At 39.5% G+C, this 18,097-nt stretch carries 15 protein-coding genes and 2 pseudogenes; 9 read left to right on the plus strand and 8 right to left on the minus strand.

All coding sequences use genetic code 11. The annotated features are described in order from the left end of the window. Positions 1-314: 314 nt before the first annotated feature. Both ygiD and LEP1GSC199_RS08320 read left to right on the plus strand, forming a co-directional pair. Positions 315-1,151, plus strand: a complete 837-nt coding sequence (ygiD, locus tag LEP1GSC199_RS08315) for a 4,5-DOPA-extradiol-dioxygenase (protein WP_002980422.1) — start codon at positions 315-317, stop codon at positions 1,149-1,151. A 17-nt stretch (positions 1,152-1,168) separates the two neighbouring features. Continuing rightward, a complete protein-coding gene (locus LEP1GSC199_RS08320; protein WP_002980255.1) occupies positions 1,169-1,828 on the plus strand; it encodes an alpha/beta hydrolase in 660 nt (219 codons plus the stop codon). Between the two features lie 558 nt (positions 1,829-2,386). On the opposite strand, the gene purB is transcribed toward LEP1GSC199_RS08320, so the two are convergent. Next, positions 2,387-3,691: an adenylosuccinate lyase gene (purB, locus tag LEP1GSC199_RS08325; protein WP_002980353.1), complete on the minus strand. Its 1,305-nt coding sequence runs from the start codon at positions 3,689-3,691 to the stop codon at positions 2,387-2,389. 108 nt (positions 3,692-3,799) lie between these two features. Here purB and LEP1GSC199_RS08330 point away from each other — a divergent pair, with 108 nt between their 5' ends. Next, positions 3,800-4,567, plus strand: a complete 768-nt coding sequence (locus LEP1GSC199_RS08330) for a glucose 1-dehydrogenase (protein ID WP_002980273.1) — start codon at positions 3,800-3,802, stop codon at positions 4,565-4,567. On the opposite strand, the gene LEP1GSC199_RS08335 is transcribed toward LEP1GSC199_RS08330, so the two are convergent. The 4 genes from LEP1GSC199_RS08335 to LEP1GSC199_RS08350 all read right to left on the minus strand — a co-directional run bounded on the left by LEP1GSC199_RS08335 (position 4,554) and on the right by LEP1GSC199_RS08350 (position 9,748). Continuing rightward, positions 4,554-6,518 carry a M23 family metallopeptidase gene (locus LEP1GSC199_RS08335; protein WP_002980457.1) on the minus strand — a complete coding sequence of 655 codons (1,965 nt, stop codon included), beginning with the start codon at positions 6,516-6,518 and terminating at the stop codon, positions 4,554-4,556. The genes LEP1GSC199_RS08330 and LEP1GSC199_RS08335 overlap by 14 nt on opposite strands. Positions 6,519-6,608: 90 nt before the next feature. Beyond that, positions 6,609-7,391, minus strand: a complete 783-nt coding sequence (locus tag LEP1GSC199_RS08340) for an enoyl-CoA hydratase/isomerase family protein (protein ID WP_002980443.1) — start codon at positions 7,389-7,391, stop codon at positions 6,609-6,611. A 39-nt stretch (positions 7,392-7,430) separates the two neighbouring features. Further along, positions 7,431-8,390: a response regulator gene (locus LEP1GSC199_RS08345; RefSeq protein ID WP_002980455.1), complete on the minus strand. Its 960-nt coding sequence runs from the start codon at positions 8,388-8,390 to the stop codon at positions 7,431-7,433. An 8-nt stretch (positions 8,391-8,398) separates the two neighbouring features. Further along, positions 8,399-9,748 carry an EAL domain-containing protein gene (locus LEP1GSC199_RS08350; RefSeq protein ID WP_002980416.1) on the minus strand — a complete coding sequence of 450 codons (1,350 nt, stop codon included), beginning with the start codon at positions 9,746-9,748 and terminating at the stop codon, positions 8,399-8,401. Positions 9,749-9,836: 88 nt separating this feature from the next. Here LEP1GSC199_RS08350 and LEP1GSC199_RS08355 point away from each other — a divergent pair, with 88 nt between their 5' ends. Beyond that, positions 9,837-10,082, plus strand: coding sequence for a GlsB/YeaQ/YmgE family stress response membrane protein (locus LEP1GSC199_RS08355; RefSeq protein WP_002980321.1), 246 nt, complete (start codon positions 9,837-9,839; stop codon positions 10,080-10,082). Positions 10,083-10,186: 104 nt separating this feature from the next. Here the strand turns inward: LEP1GSC199_RS08355 and LEP1GSC199_RS08360 are convergent, their stop codons facing one another. Continuing rightward, positions 10,187-10,930, minus strand: a complete 744-nt coding sequence (locus LEP1GSC199_RS08360; protein ID WP_002980428.1) for a YebC/PmpR family DNA-binding transcriptional regulator — start codon at positions 10,928-10,930, stop codon at positions 10,187-10,189. A gap of 123 nt (positions 10,931-11,053) precedes the next feature. Here LEP1GSC199_RS08360 and LEP1GSC199_RS08365 point away from each other — a divergent pair, with 123 nt between their 5' ends. The 4 genes from LEP1GSC199_RS08365 to LEP1GSC199_RS08380 are packed head-to-tail and all read left to right on the plus strand — an operon-like array spanning position 11,054 to position 15,136. Next, positions 11,054-12,220 (plus strand): acyl-CoA dehydrogenase family protein, encoded by a 1,167-nt coding sequence (locus tag LEP1GSC199_RS08365; protein ID WP_002980280.1) that lies wholly within the window; start codon positions 11,054-11,056, stop codon positions 12,218-12,220. A gap of 56 nt (positions 12,221-12,276) precedes the next feature. Further along, positions 12,277-12,846 carry an anthranilate synthase component II gene (locus LEP1GSC199_RS08370; RefSeq protein WP_002980477.1) on the plus strand — a complete coding sequence of 190 codons (570 nt, stop codon included), beginning with the start codon at positions 12,277-12,279 and terminating at the stop codon, positions 12,844-12,846. After that, positions 12,843-14,732, plus strand: a complete 1,890-nt coding sequence (locus tag LEP1GSC199_RS08375; protein ID WP_002980311.1) for an ABC transporter ATP-binding protein — start codon at positions 12,843-12,845, stop codon at positions 14,730-14,732. Before LEP1GSC199_RS08370 ends, LEP1GSC199_RS08375 begins: the two co-directional genes overlap by 4 nt. A gap of 2 nt (positions 14,733-14,734) precedes the next feature. Further along, a complete protein-coding gene (locus LEP1GSC199_RS08380; RefSeq protein WP_002980368.1) occupies positions 14,735-15,136 on the plus strand; it encodes a response regulator in 402 nt (133 codons plus the stop codon). Here the strand turns inward: LEP1GSC199_RS08380 and LEP1GSC199_RS08385 are convergent. Further along, positions 15,123-16,988, minus strand: coding sequence for a HEAT repeat domain-containing protein (locus LEP1GSC199_RS08385; RefSeq protein ID WP_002980440.1), 1,866 nt, complete (start codon positions 16,986-16,988; stop codon positions 15,123-15,125). The two genes, LEP1GSC199_RS08380 and LEP1GSC199_RS08385, sit on opposite strands and share 14 nt — an antisense overlap. Positions 16,989-17,131: 143 nt before the next feature. On the opposite strand from LEP1GSC199_RS08385, the pseudogene LEP1GSC199_RS08390 reads away from it, so the two are divergent. After that, a pseudogene (locus LEP1GSC199_RS08390) lies at positions 17,132-17,857 on the plus strand (HflX-like GTP-binding protein); the annotation flags it as partial. Between the two features lie 56 nt (positions 17,858-17,913). Here the strand turns inward: LEP1GSC199_RS08390 and LEP1GSC199_RS22285 are convergent. Beyond that, a pseudogene (locus LEP1GSC199_RS22285) lies at positions 17,914-18,084 on the minus strand (IS481 family transposase); the annotation flags it as partial. Positions 18,085-18,097: the final 13 nt, after the last annotated feature.

Consider the following 18,097-nt stretch of genomic DNA (forward strand, 5'->3'; position numbering starts at 1 on the left):
AGTTTAGAAGATATAAAAAATACCTTGTGGCAAAGTTATTTCTTTCTCATTGTTTTGTATTTCTTTTTAACGTATTTTTCGTTCCCAAATAGCTCCGGTGGTAATGGCAAAAAATAACAAAGACAGATACCGAAATCCAATTTGGATAAAATATACTTCAATAGGCATTTTGGACATAGGAAGAAGGACGAGAATGTCTAAAAGCCAATTGATAAAAATCCAAGAGCATCCCGAAATAGGTTGACAATAAGTAGTTTGATATTAAACTATTGAAATAGAGGGATTGGAGTCAGTCAGAAACTCCAAGGAACCGTATGAACCAGACAGAAACCAAAGAGAATTTGAGTGTCTTTCCATCTTCCGATACGATTATGCCTTCGTATTTTTTGGGCCACGGAAGCCCAATGAATGCAATCGAAGAAAATGAATTTGTGGATGGGTTGCGGTACCTCGCAAACACGATTCCGAAACCAAAGGCCATTCTTTGTATATCGGCTCACTGGGTAACGGATGGAACCTTTGTGACTGCTATGGAAAACCCTCCCACCATACATGATTTTGGTGGTTTTCCAAAGGCTTTGTTTGATGTACAATACCCGGCGCCAGGTAGTCCAGAATTAGCAAAACTGATTCAGTCAATGGTGAAATCTCAAAATGTAAAATTAGATTACGAATGGGGTTTGGATCATGGAGCTTGGAGTGTGATCAAACATATTTATCCTAAGGCAGACATTCCGATTGTTCAGTTGAGTATGGACTATAAAAGTTCTTCCGAACAACACTTTCAATTAGCAAAAGAATTAACGCCGCTACGTAATCAAGGAATTCTTATTATTGCTAGTGGAAATATTGTACATAACTTGCGTATGGTGGCCTGGGATCGCTTGAACGAAGTGTATGGGTTTGATTGGGCACTTAATGTGAATCAAAAAGTGAAAGACTGGATCAATAAAGAAGATTACGAATCACTAATCCAAATTCGAAATCATGGGAAAGAATTTGAATGGGCCATTCCTACTGCCGAACATTATTTACCATTGTTATATATCTTGGGAGCGAAACTGAGTTCAGATTCGGTTTCTTTTTTTAACGATAAACCAGTCGCTGGTGCATTGACCATGACTTCAGTTAAACTGTATTCGAAGTCATAACAAGGATAAGGAAACTTATGGAGAAACCTTTAGAATTTTTAGTAAGAGAGCCCAAGGCTCCTAGTGAAAACCCTCCATTGTTACTTTTGTTACATGGAGTGGGTAGTAACGAAGAAGACCTTTTTTCCTTAACGAACTATCTTCCCGAATCCTTACTTATAGTATCTGTTCGAGGTCCTTTGACTTTAGGTAGAAATAGTTTTGGGTGGTATGAAGTGTTATTCACGACTGGCCAACCGAAAATTAATTTAGAACAAGAAAAAGAAAGTCGGAGGCTTCTGCTTCAATTTTTAGATTTTCTAAAGCTGAATTACAAATTTGATGAATCGAATGTTTGGATTGGTGGATTTAGTCAAGGTGCCATCATGTCTTATTCCATTGGTCTATTGTATCCTGAAAGAATCAAGGGAATCATTGCGCTGAGTGGGCGATTGTTGGAAGAAAACAAAGCACAAGTAAACATCTCAGAGAAGGTTCTAACTAAAAAGATATTTATTTCTCATGGTACAAATGATCGAGTTTTGTCCGTTGAGTTTGCTAGGTCCGTAAAAGGATATTTAGAATCGATAGGCGTCCATCCTCATTATCAAGAATATGAAGAAGGCCATAGTATCAATCGAGAGATGTTGAAAGATTTAATCCAATGGTTGGAAGTGGGGTTGGGAAATCATAACTGAAGATTAAAATAGAATTTATATTTAAGTTTTTTTTAACAGCTAGGGTTACAGTTCGTGGCATATCATTTTTAATCGAACATTGTTGTCCTTGATCTATCTATTGTAATTATTTTGATTCGTTATTTCGCCTCACCTTCTTTATCCAATTGCAAACATATACTAATTCTCTTATTTTTAAATCTTTGGTTTGGATTGAAGATTTTAGAACTATAAACGTATGTAGACAAACAAACGCACATAGAACGATAATTGCCAACTTTTGCGTCTATTAGCCCCATTTGCGTGGTTAATTGCATTACGCTTATTTCCCACTTGTGCTGTAATTAACGCCTACCTCTAGCGATTACGCAGAGAATTTTGGCGACTGTGCGCATTGCGTCTATCTCGCAGCAGCATCTACTCCATATAAAATCAACAAAGCATGAAACTTAAAGGTAAATATGCCAATGATCATAATACAAGAAAACCTATAGACTAAATTAGTGGTCCATAGGTTTTCTTGGGAATCAAATTTTAATTCGCTTAACGTCCGTTAATGATCTTGTGAATTTTGGAATCCTAATCAATAATCCCTAATCGTTTAAAAATAAGAGGAATCCGTTCCAAGTAAGGTTTGATTTGAAATATTTCATCCAAATCACTATCCTTTAGGATTGCCGAACATCTTGGATCTTGTTTCAAAAGATCACGAAGATTTTTGGATTGGTCACCCCAGACTGCCATTGCATTTTCTTGGACGATGAGGTAGGCATCTTCCCTAGAAATCCCACCTTTTTCAATCAGCCATAACAAAACTTTTTGAGAAAAAATCAGACCACGAGTTACGTTTAACGTACGTTCTGTGGCATCAGGATACACATGAAGTCCCTTCAGCACAAAGTTCATTTTTTCTAAAATGTAATCAAGGGCAATGGTGGAATCTGGAAGAACAATTCGTTCGGCAGAGGAATGAGAAATATCTCTTTCATGCCAAAGTCCCACGTTTTGTAATCCGACGTTTACGTTAGAACGAATGACTCTGGAGATTCCAGAAATACGTTCACAGACAACGGGATTACGTTTGTGAGGCATAGCAGAAGATCCTTTTTGGCCTTTAGCAAATGGCTCTTCTACTTCTCGGCCTTCAGTTTTTTGTAAGAGGCGAATTTCCGTTGCCATACGATCTAAACTCGCAGCCACAACACCAAGAACCGACATATAATATGCATGCCGATCGCGTGAGATCACTTGTGTTGCAATCGGATCGACTTTCAGGCCAAGTTTATTTAAAACATATTCTTCAATTTCTAAGTCAATATTGGAATAAGTTCCCACTGCCCCGGACAATTTACCTACCGCAATTTGTTCGCGCGCATCTTTCATCCGTTCTAAGTTACGTGTCATCTCAGCAAAGAAGAGAGCAAACTTTAATCCTAAAGTCATTGGCTCTGCATGGATTCCATGAGAACGTCCGATACAAGGAAGGTCTTTGTACTCTTTTGCTTTTTCTTTTGTTGTTTGTAAAAGTGTTTCGGTTCTTTGGATGAGAAGGTCCATTGCTTGGACCATTTGTACGCAAAGGGCTGTGTCTCCTACGTCACTGGAAGTTAAACCGAAGTGAACATGACGGCCAGCAGGCCCAATATAAGAATTCAGGTTTGTCAAATAAGCAATCACATCATGGTGGACCTTAGATTCTATTTCTAGAATTTCATCTACATTGAATTTTGCCTTTTGTTTGATGGTTTCGAGGTCTTCTTTGGGAACCTCTCCTCGGTTGGCACGTGCCTCGCAGGCATAAATTTCAATATCTGTCCAAATTTTAAATTTGTTCTCTAATTCCCAGATGGCGGAAATCTCTGGGTGGCTATAACGATCGATCATAAGGGCAGTCTTTCATTAGAAACTTCTCTTTCAACTGGGAATTTTACGATTGCCGAACGATGTTCGAGATTCAAGTTTAGAATCTAGTAATAAATCCTAGGGGGGCATATGTCCAAAGAATTCGAAGGAAAAGTAGCACTGGTAACAGGAGCTGCCTCTCCCATTGGTTTGGGAAGAGCTATCGCAAACCGTATCGCATCGCATGGTGCAAGTTTGGTGCTTGTTGACTTGAATCAGGAAAAAATTGAAGAGGCTGCAAGAGAAGTAGAAGCAAAATTTGGTGTGAAGGCAATTGGTGTTGCTTGTAACGTAACAAAACCAGAAGATTGTGACGCTGCTATTAGCAAAACAAAAGAAGCTTTTGGAAAATTAGACTTTCTTGTGAACAACGCGGGAGTTTTGAAAGATAACCTTCTCATTCGTATGTCTGAACAAGAATACGACTTCGTTATGGATGTGAACTGTAAGGGAGTTTTCCTTATGACTAAATCCGCAAGTAAATTGATTCTTAAATCTGACTCTGGTCGGATCGTAAATATCTCCTCAGTTTCTGGACTTACAGGACAACCAGGACAAGCAAACTACTCTACTTCCAAAGCCGGAGTGATTGCTTTAACTAAAGTTTCTGCTCGTGAATTTTCAGGAAGAAACGTTCTAGTAAACGCAGTTTGCCCTGGATACGTTCAAACAGAAATGACAGGAACACTTTCTAAAGAAGTGCAAGAAAAGTTGACTGATCCTTCAGTGATCCCACTCAAACGTCCAGGAAAACAAGAAGAGATCGCATCTGCTGTTAAGTTTTTCTTAAGTAACGATGCATCTTACATTACTGGAACTTACCTCCGTGTTGACGGTGGTGCAGCTATCGGGATGTAGATTTTTTATCCTTTGCCTTGGGTGCGGTTGTGATCGATTTGGTCGCCTTTTGCACCTTAGGCGAAGATGGTTTGGATTTAGTTTCTTTCGTATTTTTTTTATCTTTAACAGTTTCTATGTTTAGATTGTCTGTAGCGGGTTTCTTTTTTTCCTCAGGCACGGGTGGTGATTGGATTTCATAATCATAACGAACAGTAGAACTCCAATTTCCTGCAAAATCTCTGACACTCGCAAGCACAGTATGTTTCCCTGGTTCGTATAAAATTTCTGGTTCAAAGATTTCTAAACGTCCATCTTTTGGAAAAAACTCTGCCTTTCCTGGAATTCCATCTACAGTGATATCAAATCCATCAGGCATAATTCCTGATCCAACATCCACTGCCTTTAGATACAAAGCAAAGTCTTCTCTTGGATATACCGTTTTATTCATAAATTCATGCAGATAAATATTCGGCGGTGTTTGGTCAGAAAGAACTACGAAGAGGCCTGTTTTACGAAGTCTTACTTTGAAAAACTGACCCCAAGAACTAAAAGAAGATCCATTGATTTTTTTTACCTTCCCATCAGCTAAAACTTCATACAAGTCAGCAGAGTTAATATCTTTCGATTTAGGAACCTTTACATAAAGATCATAACCTAAATTGAAGTCTTTAAAATCGGGTCCAATTTTGTATACACTGGAGAGTTGATTGAGTCCTTGTGTATTGATTTGGATTTGTTCTTGGGCTTCGATTTCAAAAAATGCCTTTGAATACACTGCATTGACTGGGAAAAATAATTCTACCTTAGTATCCTTTGACTTAAAGGTTGTATAACGATCGTAATACACGTTATATTTCCATTCTTTAGTAACAATATGACTATAGTCACCTTGGTCTTTGAGAATGTAAAAGGAGGCGAAGGACATTTGTCCACCCATTCCCGTTGCCCGGATGGTAATTTCTTTTGGTTCTCCCATTCGCATCTGTTCGCTATCAAGAAGACCTTGTTCACGACCATTACTTCTCATACCCAAAAGGTCATTACCATCGCGAGTATGGAGATAATATGAAAATGGGTTTCCATTGGGTTTACTTACAGAACTATCATAAAGCAAAACATTTTTTCTTGTATGTTCTTTTAGAATTTTAGAAAGTTGGAATCCTTGCAAAACGTTTTCACCAATTAACATATCTAAGGTGAAAATACCTAAACGATTGCTATTGGATTTTTGATGGATTGCAATTTGGATTCCCACCTTGCCTTGGATAAAAAGTGTAGGAGTTTCCGATAATTCAAATCGGTTTCCACTGGATTCATAAAATGGAATTTCGACAGTTTCGTTTCTGCCATTGATGAAAGTGCGCGGTGTCTGCGGTGTGATGCGTAATGCATTAAATACAATTGGTTCTGCCACATTGTAACCCAAACCATAATGCATAGGATTGTAATATACATTATCTTTAAAAAGTTCGAAATGAAGGTGAGGGGGACCTACGCCCGTATCACCCGAGAATGCGATAGTTTCACCTGCTTCTACTTCCACCGCTTCTGGAAGTGCAATATCAAAGTCGGTTCGATCTTTGTATCGTTTTGCTTGTTTTGATTTTAAAATTTGTTTAATAATTTTCTGAGAAAACTTATGCAAATGGCCATAACGAGAGGTCATCCCATCATCGTGTTGCAAAAATAGCGCATAACCAATGCTAGTCCATCTTCTTTGGACTCGAGTTACTTTTCCATTTGCAACGGCAAGGATAGGAATGCCGATTTTACCGCCTGTGGAAAAATCCTGACCCATATGAAAATGGCCGGTTCTAAATTCTCCAAAGGCACCGGTAATAGAATCGTATCCTTTTACTGGCCAAAGGTATGGGTTTTTTAAAACAAAACCTGGCGGGAAATCAGAGACAGATATTGCAGAGAGAGGATAAAAAGAAAGTATAAGTACTAATACGAAGGAACGCAACATCAGATTTCACTATAATTTTCGGCTCTTATGGTGAAAAGACTTATAAGAATCGAGGGGTGTTAGTCATTTTCCCCTCGGTTGCGGAGATTTTTATTTAAAAACTGGTCTACGTTTTTCCTTTAGAGCCGTCATTGCTTCGAGTAGATTATCAACAACACCGGGTTGTTCAAAAGATTTGATCGTATCTTTTTTATACTGTTCTAGGTTTGCTAGAAGCGCCGCATTTAATGTATTCTTTGTAGAACGATAAGCAGCAGAAGGAACTTTTGAAAGTGTTTCCAATTTTTTCAAAGCAATTTTTCTTACCTCTTCCGGGGTCGGAGCAATTTCATCGATGAGTCCAATTTTTTTAGCTTCAGCACCTTTGTAAGTAGTTCCTTCCAAACATACTTCTGCCCAATACCTTGGATCCACACACATTTTGATACGATCAATAAAACTTCCAGGTAAAGGTAGACCAACATTCACTTCTGTAAATCCGATCCTTCCCTTTCCATCCAACATATACTTAAAATCGGATGCTACAGTGATTACTGCTCCACCACCCATCGCATGGCCTGTGACTTCAGTAATTAATGGTTTGTCAAACTTTACGAGTTCCCCAAAAAGAATTACAATTCCACCAACTTCATCAATCAGTTTGTCTCGGCTAGTAGAGAGTAGGTTTTCAGCATCAAGACCATTACAAAAAAACTTTGGGTTATCCGTGGTAAGGATGACACCTCGTTTGGAGTTATCGGCTTTGATTTCCTTTAAGATATCACCGAGGTCTTTCATGTTTTGACCAGTTAGTGAGTTTTGATCATTCATTTGAAAGCGAATGATTTCGCCTTTACCGTTGGGAATATCGATGACTTCGCGTTTGTAGTTCATTGTTTACTTCTTTTGTTTTTGTTTTCTGAAAAATTATGATTAGGGTGTTGATGGATTTGATATCACAGAACCAGAATTAGGTGGTAAATCTTCTGGATTTTTGGGAATAGAAGGCTCTTCTGGAATCACCGGCTCATTGATTGGGATTTGTATTTTAACTTCACTCAGAAGAGTAGGAGCAGGTGGTCTTTCTTTACCGCCATCTTTTACAAATTTTTCTTTTTTTTCTTTTTTCCGCTGCTCTTCTTTTTTCAGGTCTTCCATTCTTACGTATTCATCGAATTCGTTGGGAGCCATAAACACTAACATTTTCTCTTCATCAGTTGCATGTTCAATGAAAGCCCCCATGTGACGGCCCGCAATAAATACAACTCTCTCATGACCCAGAAAAATTTTCATTACACGTTCGAATACTTCTACTTCGTCTTTTCCTAATTCTGGAACAACACGAACATCAAAACAAATACGCTCTGCTTGAATGGATTTTAAAAAATTAGGAGTGAAGATTTTTTTGAATTCTGGAAATACATATCGTTTGAGATTGGCACGACATTGGAATAATACACGTCCATGGCCTCGATCCACTACAACAAAGGACATGTTGTCTCTAGTTTTGGAAGATTCACTGAACTTATATTCTTCAATAAGGGAATGGATTCTGTCTAGTAGCGGTTGTTTGATCAATGGTTTTACCATATAATCAGTAAATCCAAGCGCTTTATGATTTGCTATGAAGTTGGAATCTTCTTTAGGAATCATTGCCAAAATAGGAATGTTATGTGTGATTACGTCGCGACGAAGTTCTAAAACAAATTCTAATTCTTTTTTATCCTTAAAGGTTAAACCCATGAGAATGATATCTGGGTTCGAGGATTTTGCATATTCTTGCACTGTTTGAGAAAACCTTGTTACGACGACTCGTTGGCGTAAACCAAGGAAGATATTTTCCAAATCCTGTGAGGAATTTAGATCGTTTTCAATCGCCATAATGAAATGCATAATTGATTTTAAATTAAACCCTCTTCTGATGCAACTCGAAACAAGTTTCCGATTTTCTTTTGTTTTTCTGACAAGATTTTATCTGTCAATACTTCTTTCACCACATCTTCGTGTATGGAATGCAGAAGTTCAAAATCCCTTTTATAATCAGAAATCGTCATTTTTCCAAAAAGAATGTTTGCTTGGAATTGATAAATTTGGTGTTCCATAAGGAACCGCAATGTATCATAATCCTCAACCGCTTCCGCAGTGATTACGGCCTCCCTGTTGTCAGCAAGGCGTTTGCAATAATCAATAAATGCTAGGTTGTCTAAAAATTTAATTTGGTCTTCTTCGATTTTGAATTTAAAACTAATAGGATCTAGTTTGAATTCTTTGATCATAATTCCGAGATCTAACACAATTTGGTGGGACTGACTTTTGACACCGAAGTCGTCTGCGGCAAAACTCATTCCATGCGAATAAAATGCTTGGCATACATCCTTTAACGGATAATGCGAATCGTCATAGGGTTTTTCTACCAACTCAAATCGAATGTTCTCTGGAAGCAGATCCTTATTTTGAATGAGTTTTTTCAATCGATCCACTCGATTCTGATGGGAAAAAGTATCAATCAGTGATTGCGGTGAAATATTGAATTTTAAAAGTCCTGGTGCCCCTTCACAGGCAATGATGAGTTTTTCTAAAATCAAAAGTTCAATACGGTTTAAGTCTTGGTCCGAAGGAATGTCATTAATTAAATCTTTATAACCAATATAGGCACCACCACCGAGAAATACTTCTCCCCCTTTGACAGAATAAGTTTTGTCTTTTGGATTGAAGATTACTGTCGGTTGGATCATGGCTTCATGAACCGATCCAGAAATGTAAGTGTTTGCTTTATTGTAATAAGTCCAACTCCAACGAACTAAGTTATCGTTTAGATTTTTTTCCGAAGATTTATAAAGTTCGTTATAAATTTCATCACTATCAGAAATAAAATTGGATTGCGTTCTTGAGACTCCAAAATGAAAGGAGGCCGTTTTATTTTGCATACACTGTTGTTGGAATTTACCAACCGCATTTTCAATATTAGGAAAACGTTCAATGTCCCACTCGAATAGTGGAGAGATTCCCATAATCAATATGTTTTGTTTTTCTATATGATGGAATCCAAAAGAGATATCTTCTAAATCCAAACAGGCATAAAACTCAGTTCGAAGTAGATCCAAAAAATCGGTAAGTTCAAGACCACTGATGTTTTCAAAACGAATGAGAAAGAGTGGTTTCCCTTGGTTCTCTTGGATGAAATATTTTTTGAATACATCCAAGTCCTTCATACCAAAATAATAGGGACCTGTTAAAAGTTGATTTTTCAAATGTAGCCTTCGTATATGATTTGATTCTCAAACGACTTCTTGTAAATTTATGAGAATTCTAAAGAAAAGGCAACAAGGATAGTAACTTATGATTAGTTTTATTTGGTTTTTACTGATTGGTCTTGCGGCAGGTTGGCTTGCAGGTCGTATTTTGCGTGGAAAAGGATTTGGGCTCATTGCCAATTTGGTGATTGGTGTCGTGGGTTCCTTTTTGGGAGGAATTGTATTTGGGTTATTAGGCTTTCGTTCTTACGGACTTGTTGCCGAGCTTATTGTGGCAGTGATTGGAGCCATTTTACTGATCTTCATCGCAGGATTGATCAAAAAAAGATAAACCAGTTTGAGTCGATTTTTTTGCGGTAGTTTCGCTACCGCAAAGATCCAAATCGGAGGTAAGACAGGGCGACATAACTCGTCCCTGTCTTTGGGAGAAAAATTTTAATCTAACTCTACACCTTCACCTAACTCAAAGTTGGAACTCACACCCTGCACATCATCATTGGCTTCCAAGTTTTCAATTAACTTCATCACTTTTTCTGCCGTATCTTTATCGTTCACTTCTACAGTGGTCATGGGAATGTATTTGATTTCCGATTCTTCCATGTTCAGTCCCTTGGTGGAAAGTGCCGATTGGACTGCTTCGTATTCTGCAGGAGCTGTAAGTACCACATACATCCCATCGTTGACTTGGATGTCTTCAGCGCCGGCACCCAGTGCCAAATCAAAGAGAGATTCTTCGGAAATTTGATCTGCTTTTAGAGTCAGTTGTCCTTTTCGTTCAAAAAGACGAGAAACGGCTCCAGCGTTGGCAAGTGATCCACCGAGTTTGGTTAGAATGCTTTTAATTTCAGGGGTGGTACGAGATTTTTTATCGGTAAGGACATCCACCATAATGGCAACACCACCCGGTGCGTAACATTCGTACAGGCACTCTTCATACACCATTCCCTCCAAACCACCGGTGCCCTTTTTGATGGCACGTTCGATATTGTCCTTTGGCATGTTGGCAGCTTTTGCTTTTGTGACAGCTAGGCGAAGTCTTGGATTTCCTTCTTGGTCTCCACCACCATCTTTTGCTGCTACGGAAATTTCTTTGGCAATCCTTGTAAAGATGGCGCCTCTTTTGGCGTCAATCGCTCCCTTTTTTCTTCGAATCGTCGCCCATTTCGAGTGTCCTGACATTGTTTTCTCCCAAGGCTAGGATTTTGGATTCAAAAGATTTTTCAACAGATTTAAGTCGCCCTAGTTTCTTGACTCAGAGAGAAAATTCCAAAGTACTGTAAAAAAACATCAATAAGGCAACCCATGATCGACTTTTCAATCACCGATGAACAAAAAGCCCTCCGCGATTTAGCTAAAGATTTCGCCAAAAATGAAATGACTCCTAAGGCGGAACACCATGACCACACAGGTGAATATCCGAAAGAAATTTTAAAGAAAGCTTTTGACGTAGGCCTTATGAATATGCATATCCCTGTGGAATACGGTGGTGCAGGCCTCGGTGTTTTGGACGAACTCATCGCTTCGGAAGAGTTGTTTTATGGTTGTTCGGGAATGGCCACTGCTATCCTCGCAAACAATCTTGCATTAGCGCCTGTTTTGTTAGGTGCTGATGATTATGTAATGAAAAAATTTATCCAACCAATGTCGGAAAATTTCACTCTCGCCGCTTATGCAGTGACAGAACCGGGCGCAGGATCTGACGTTGCCGGAATCCGCACCGTAGCAAAACGAGTGGGTGACGAATACATCGTCAACGGATCCAAAATGTGGATCACAAATGCTGGCCATGCAGATTGGTTTTTTGTTTTAGCAAAAACAGATCCAAATGCCGGTCATAAAGGGATGACTGGATTCATCGTAGATGCAAAAACTCCTGGAATCATCATCGGTAAAAAAGAAAAAAATATGGGGCAACGTTGTTCTGACACTCGCGGTGTTACCTTCGAAGATGTAAAAGTTCCTAAAGAAAATATGATCGGTAAAGAAGGCGACGGATTCAAAATTGCTATGGGTGCTTTTGATAAAACTCGTCCAGCAGTCGCGATTGGAGCTGTTGGTGTGGCTCGTGCGGCCCTTGATCATTCCATTCGTTATGCAAACACTCGTAATGCGTTCGGAAAACCTATTTCTGTCAACCAAGGTGTTAGTTTTATGATCGCCGAAATGGCTCGTGACATTGAAGCCGGAAGATTACTCTGTTGGCAATCTGCTTGGCTTATCGATAGCGGATACAGAAATACATACCAAGCATCCATTGCAAAAGTATTTTGTGCTGATATGGCAATGCGTGTCACTACAGATGCAGTTCAAATCTTTGGTGGTTACGGATTTAACGAAGAATACCCTGTAGAAAAATTAATGCGCGATGCTAAAATTTTCCAAATCTACGAAGGTACTTCACAAATCCAACGTGTGATCATTTCCAAATTTCTAAATGACGGGGTTGGGATCGAAACTCCTAACGCGTAAAGATTGGATTTAGGACAGGTGGAATCAAAAGTTTACTCCACTTGTCCTCTCCTAGTATGTTCCTTCTCATCGACAACTACGACTCATTCACCTATATTCTGTACCAATACCTGAACCAAATCATACCAACTACTGTCATGCGGCATGATGAAGACCTACCCCTGGACTTACAAAAAAATTACAAGGCAGTTGTTTTGTCACCAGGACCCGGCCTTCCTAAAACTTCAGGAAAACTCATGTCACATTTAAATTCAATGTATGAGTCAATGCCAGTGCTTGGAATTTGCCTTGGTCACCAAGCCATTGGAGAAATGTTCGGCGCCAGTTTGGAACAAACACCCGATGTGTTTCATGGACGGCCCTCTGAGATCTTACACAATGGCGAAGGTGTTTTTAAAAACATTCCCAATGGTTTTTTAGCAAACAGATACCATTCCTGGACGGTATCGAAAGTTTCTTTTCCGAGCGAATTGGAAGTGACAGCCGAAACAAAAGATGGAGTCATAATGGGAATTCGTCACAGAAAATGGAATAAGGTCTTTGGGGTTCAGTTCCATCCCGAATCCATCCTCACAGAACATGGGGAAACCTTACTTCGTAACTTCTATGAGGAAGTAATCCAATGAAATATTTTTTAAGACTACTGTCCTACTCTGTGCATTACCGGGAACGATTTGTTTTAGGTTTGGTATTTGCACTTTTGACAGCGGTTCTAAATGGTATTTCTCTTACAGCCCTTATCCCCCTCTTTGATTCGTTAGGTGGCGATAAAAACAATCGTTTTCATTTGGATTTAACTCTTCCAGAAAAAACCATCTTAGTGCAGGAAGTATTACTCGGAGCAGATAGTTTGGATGGGCTCGAACGTATCAAACGTGTGATCATCTCAGCAAAACTCCAAATCAACGAATTCACAGCGGACATGGAACCTAAGGAAGTGGTCTGGGTAGTTTGTATTGCTGTTTTTCCCCTTTATCTACTAAAACTCGGAACCTATCTTTTATCTGTCTATTGTATTGCCACCGCCGGTTATAAAGCGGTGAGAGACATTCGCCAGGAATTATTCCAAAAAGTTCAGAGGTTACCTCTCACTTATTTTTATAAAGAAAAAACCGGTCTGATCATGAGCCGTGTCATTAACGATGCAGAAATTGTAGCTGCGGTCATTTCAAGTAACTTACGTGATGCGGTGATTAACTTTTTTTATGTTTTAACGCACTTAATGATTCTTATTTATCTAAATTCTGAATTATTAGTCTTAGCTTGTCTTACAATTCCGGTTGTGATATTGCCGGTAACTCTTTTTACGAGAAAAATTTCTTCCTCCACTGCTCGATTCCAAGAAAAAATCGCCGACTTAAACAGCCATATCCAAGAGTTCATTTCAGGGATTAAGGTCATCCGAACCTTTCGCCAGGAAAATCAGGATCTTAAAAAATTTGATCATATCAACTATAGAGTATACCGCCGGACTTTCAAAGGACAGTTCTATCTACAAATGGCACCGAGCCTTGTGGAACTCACTTCTTCTATTGTGGTTCTTGGATACTTTGCTATGGGTGCCAAATTCATTTACTCTGGTAAGTTCACACAAGGGGAGTTTATGGCCTTTCTCCTTACCTTGTTATTTTTACTTCGTCCTCTCACTCAACTTTCACAAATGGTCGGTAAAATTACCCAAGCCAATTCCGCAGGGAAACGTATTTTTGAAATCATCGATCGTGATTCCGAAGTGGTAGAACATGGAGACGAAACGGTTCTCGAAAAAATAGAAGACGGAATCCAATTTGATGACATCCATTTTTCTTATCCTGGAACCAACCAAGAAGTCCTCAAAGGAATCAACTTAGATATCAAACTAGGGGAAACTTATGCCTTTGTGGGAACCAGCGGTTCTGGTAAATCGACACTGATGGATTTGATTCCCCGGTTCTTTGATCCCACAGCGGGAAAAATTCGAATCGATGGAACGGATATCCGTAATTTCTCTCTAAACTCCCTTCGTAAAAAAATCGGAATTGTGACTCAGGAAATCTTTCTCTTCCATGGGACCATTGCAGATAACATCGCTTATGGGACGGGGGCTGCTTCTCGCAAAGAAGTGGTTCGTGCTGCTCGTCTTGCCAATGCCCACGACTTCATTACCAAAATGGAAAATGGATACGACACAGTCATTGGGGTTCGAGGACTCGATCTAAGTGGGGGCCAAAGACAACGTTTAGTGATTGCTCGTGCTTTGTTACGAAATGCGGAGATTATGATTTTGGACGAAGCAACAAGTGCCCTGGATGCCGAATCCGAACGTTTGGTCAGCCGCGCTTTAGAACGACTCTTTAAGAATAGAACTACCTTTATCATTGCCCATCGCCTCTCTACAGTGCGCCGTGTGAAAAATATTGTTGTGATTGAGGAGGGTGAGATCAAAGAACAAGGCGATCATGATTCCCTGTTGGCTGAAAATGGAATTTATAAAAAATTATACGATAGTCAATTTGCCGAAGCGGAGATTTAAATATGAAAAAAGTTTTAATTGTTGATGATAATGATCGTTATGCGAACAATCTAAAAACATATTTCGATTCAAAAAATATCCCATCTGACAGAGCAGTGGATGCCAAAGAAGGCCTTGTCCTTTTTTCTAAAAATCCAAATTACGATATGATTGTTTCTGATGTCACAATGGAAACGCAAACCTCTGGACTTTGGATGATGCGTAAAATTTACAAATCAGGTTTCAAGGGCGTTCTTGTCATCGCCTCCACTGGATTTGATGTATTCGGTGTGATGCCTTTTTCTTCTTTGTTTTTACCTTGGTTTTGTGGCCTCCATTGGATGATTCCCAAAGTGCCACTCAAACAAGGAACGGTGGAATGGGTTCCCACCGTTCTTTCCAAAGGAAAAACTACTCCTTTCTAGGAACTTTGATCTCTTCGATTGGGTTGAAGAGATTGTTGTGTTTTCCTTTTTTTAAGTTGGAATACTTACCTGAATTTCCGTCACTTCCTAGTTGTTTTACTTCTATAATATCCAGTTTTGGATAGAACACCCAACCGGTCACAAAGGCACCGCGTGCCCCAGGTAGAGTGGATTCCATTTTCACCTGAATGTATTTATCGGTGAGGATATCTTCCCCAATGCGAACAGCAAATTCCTTTTTTGTTTCAGAAAGGATGAGTCCAATTTCCTTATTTTTGATATAAGACACCGGTCTCGAACGTTCGTTAGGTTCTGATCTGAGATAGTCGTCTTCTATGAGGATGATGGCATATTTACCAAAAGCTTTGCGGCGAAGTAAAGATTCTCCAATTCGTTTGTTTATTTTTTCGTCCGTTTGGGATTCGTTCAATCGGATGAGGGCAAAAGTAGCTGAGAGAGATGGGTTTTTGCTAATTTCATCAACTGCTAACAAAGCAAGGTTTGGTTCTTCTGCCACAACTCGTTCTAAAATCCTAAGACTTTCCCGGCTTCCATGAATGGCGAGGGCTTCGAGAGCTGCTTCTTTGATTTCTTGGTCATTGGATTTCAGAAATTTATCAAACACTTCTACATCAGCATCTAATTTATGGTAGGCGAGTCCTCGGAGGGCACCAGATACAATCACAACATATTCAGAGGCAAGTCCTGTAGTCAGAATCATCTCTCGACCGGCTGGATCTTTTGTTTTCCCGAGTCCTTCGTAACTAACTGCAATCACTTCGGGATCTTCCGCTTTGGTTCCAGCGATAAAATACGGAAGGGAACGTTTGTCTCCAAGATCCGACAGAGCTTTGTAAGCTGCAGGTCTTACTTGGTATCCATCTTTATCAATGGCATTTTGTAAACTTAGACGGCCTGCTTGTAGTCGACCCAGGGCGAGGGCTGCTGCAGAACGAACACGGGGAATAGGATGTGTTGTTAGAATTTTTTCTAAGTTCTTGGGTCTACGGTAATATTCCCATTGGAATACCTGAACGAGTCCATTACGAATTTGTTCTGTATATTCTTTGTCTTTTTTTTCTTCATCAGAGAGAACTGCTTCCTCTTCTTTTTTGACTAACTCATTAATTTGGTCAGTAACTTTTGCTTTACCTGTAACTTTCGTTTTGCGATTAAGTCGTTTGATGGAAATTTTGGGAGTAGTATCTACTTTCTTTGGGATTATTTTTTCCACTTTTTTTGCCGTATCAATTTCATTGGGTTTGATAACGGGATCTTCTACTACAGGTTTGATTTCCTTCTCTGCCGCATCTTTACCAGAGTCTGAACGCAAATGACGGATCGCATTGTGAATTCCAATCGCTTTGGGACTATTTTGTTTTAAAGATTCTAAAATGTTGCCTAATTCATAACTCACTCGACCAATGGCCGGTCCATCGAAGTCATTCGGAGTGCTATCAATCAGATCTTGGTTAGTCTGAACCAGCCCCGGAAGTTTAGCGATGATAGGAGGAAGGTCTTCTTCCAAATAGGCAGCTGCTTGCATTTCTTTATCGGCTGGTTCGCCCACAGTCTTTTTGCTATCAGCACGAAGAGCTACGTTTTCAGCAAATTCTAATAGGGCGATGGCCTTGTGCGCCTCTTGGATAAACTCATCATACTTACGATTGTTCGTTACGGGGATGATTACATCCTTCGTTTTGTGAGGATCTAAATCACTTCCTTGGTATTCTTTATACTTTGGTGAAACGTCTGTTAACTGGTAAGGTTTTGATGTGGAACAACTTATCAATAAAACAAGGACCACCCATAAACTGCTCTTCCAAATTATGTCTTGACCCTTTTGAAACATCTGATAGCCTACTTCCATACTTTGAATATCGGATACTTACTATAAGTAAAATTAGCGGCAATCTAGCTGGTCTCAAGCCAAACCAGCTAAAAAAGTTAAAATCTCTCTCCGAAAGGCGTCTTAGAGAGGATTCTATCGTATCTATGGACCTAGCTAGGCTCGTAGGTGAGATTTCAGTGGAAATCGGTAGGCAAGTAGGCCTTCTCATTGAGAGGTCGGGTTATGTCACTCATCTGATTGTAGGGAATGACCATTCCATAGAAATTCCCCATTTGGATCGGTACCGTGTTGCTCATTCAAGACTCCGCGGGCTTCGCCTCTTTCATACACACCTCAAAGAACACCCGTTAAACCAAGAAGACCTGATGGACCTTGTCCTTAACCGTTTTGATTCCATTACGGCCGCTTGTGTTGGTTCTGACGGAATTCCCAAATTCTTTTTTTCGGCCTTTATCAACCCAGATCCTGAAGCAAAGGAACCTTGGATCCTATCTCCCAAACAATATCCAGGCCAATTGAAGTATGGATACTTAGAACAAGTCGAAGCATTAGAATCCGAATTTACAAAAAAAACATCAACTCTCAAAACCTCTCAAAAAGAAAACAGAGCGTTTCTTGTGGGTGTGTATGATGTTCGCAAAATGAAACGTTCGCCTGACCATTCTATGGCGGAACTCAAAGAACTCTGTCGTACAGCTGGAATCCATGTTGTGGATACTTATATCCAAAAAAGAGATCCCGATCCCAAAACCGTAGTAGGTAAAGGAAAATTACAAGAGATCATTCTAACTTCGGTTCATAAAGATATCGAACATTTAATCTTTGATTTAGAACTCACACCTTCACAGGCAAAAAAAATATCCGATGCCTGTATGGAAAGGCACATCGGTAACACTTTAGATCACTCACATGGGTTACACTTTTACTAGTCAATTCTATACAATAGCCTCTGGTATTTCAACACTTTACTCGTATACAAATCCAAAATTCCAAGAATTGCATCCGCAAAGTAAAGACGACAATGCCGATCAGATATCTCTTCAAAGCCAACTACCTCTCCATTGAAAGGATTCCCAAAGAACACTCGATGGGGCCCCGGTAACTAACTT

The organism is Leptospira vanthielii serovar Holland str. Waz Holland = ATCC 700522, assembly GCF_000332455.1.
GTDB lineage: Bacteria > Spirochaetota > Leptospiria > Leptospirales > Leptospiraceae > Leptospira_A > Leptospira_A vanthielii.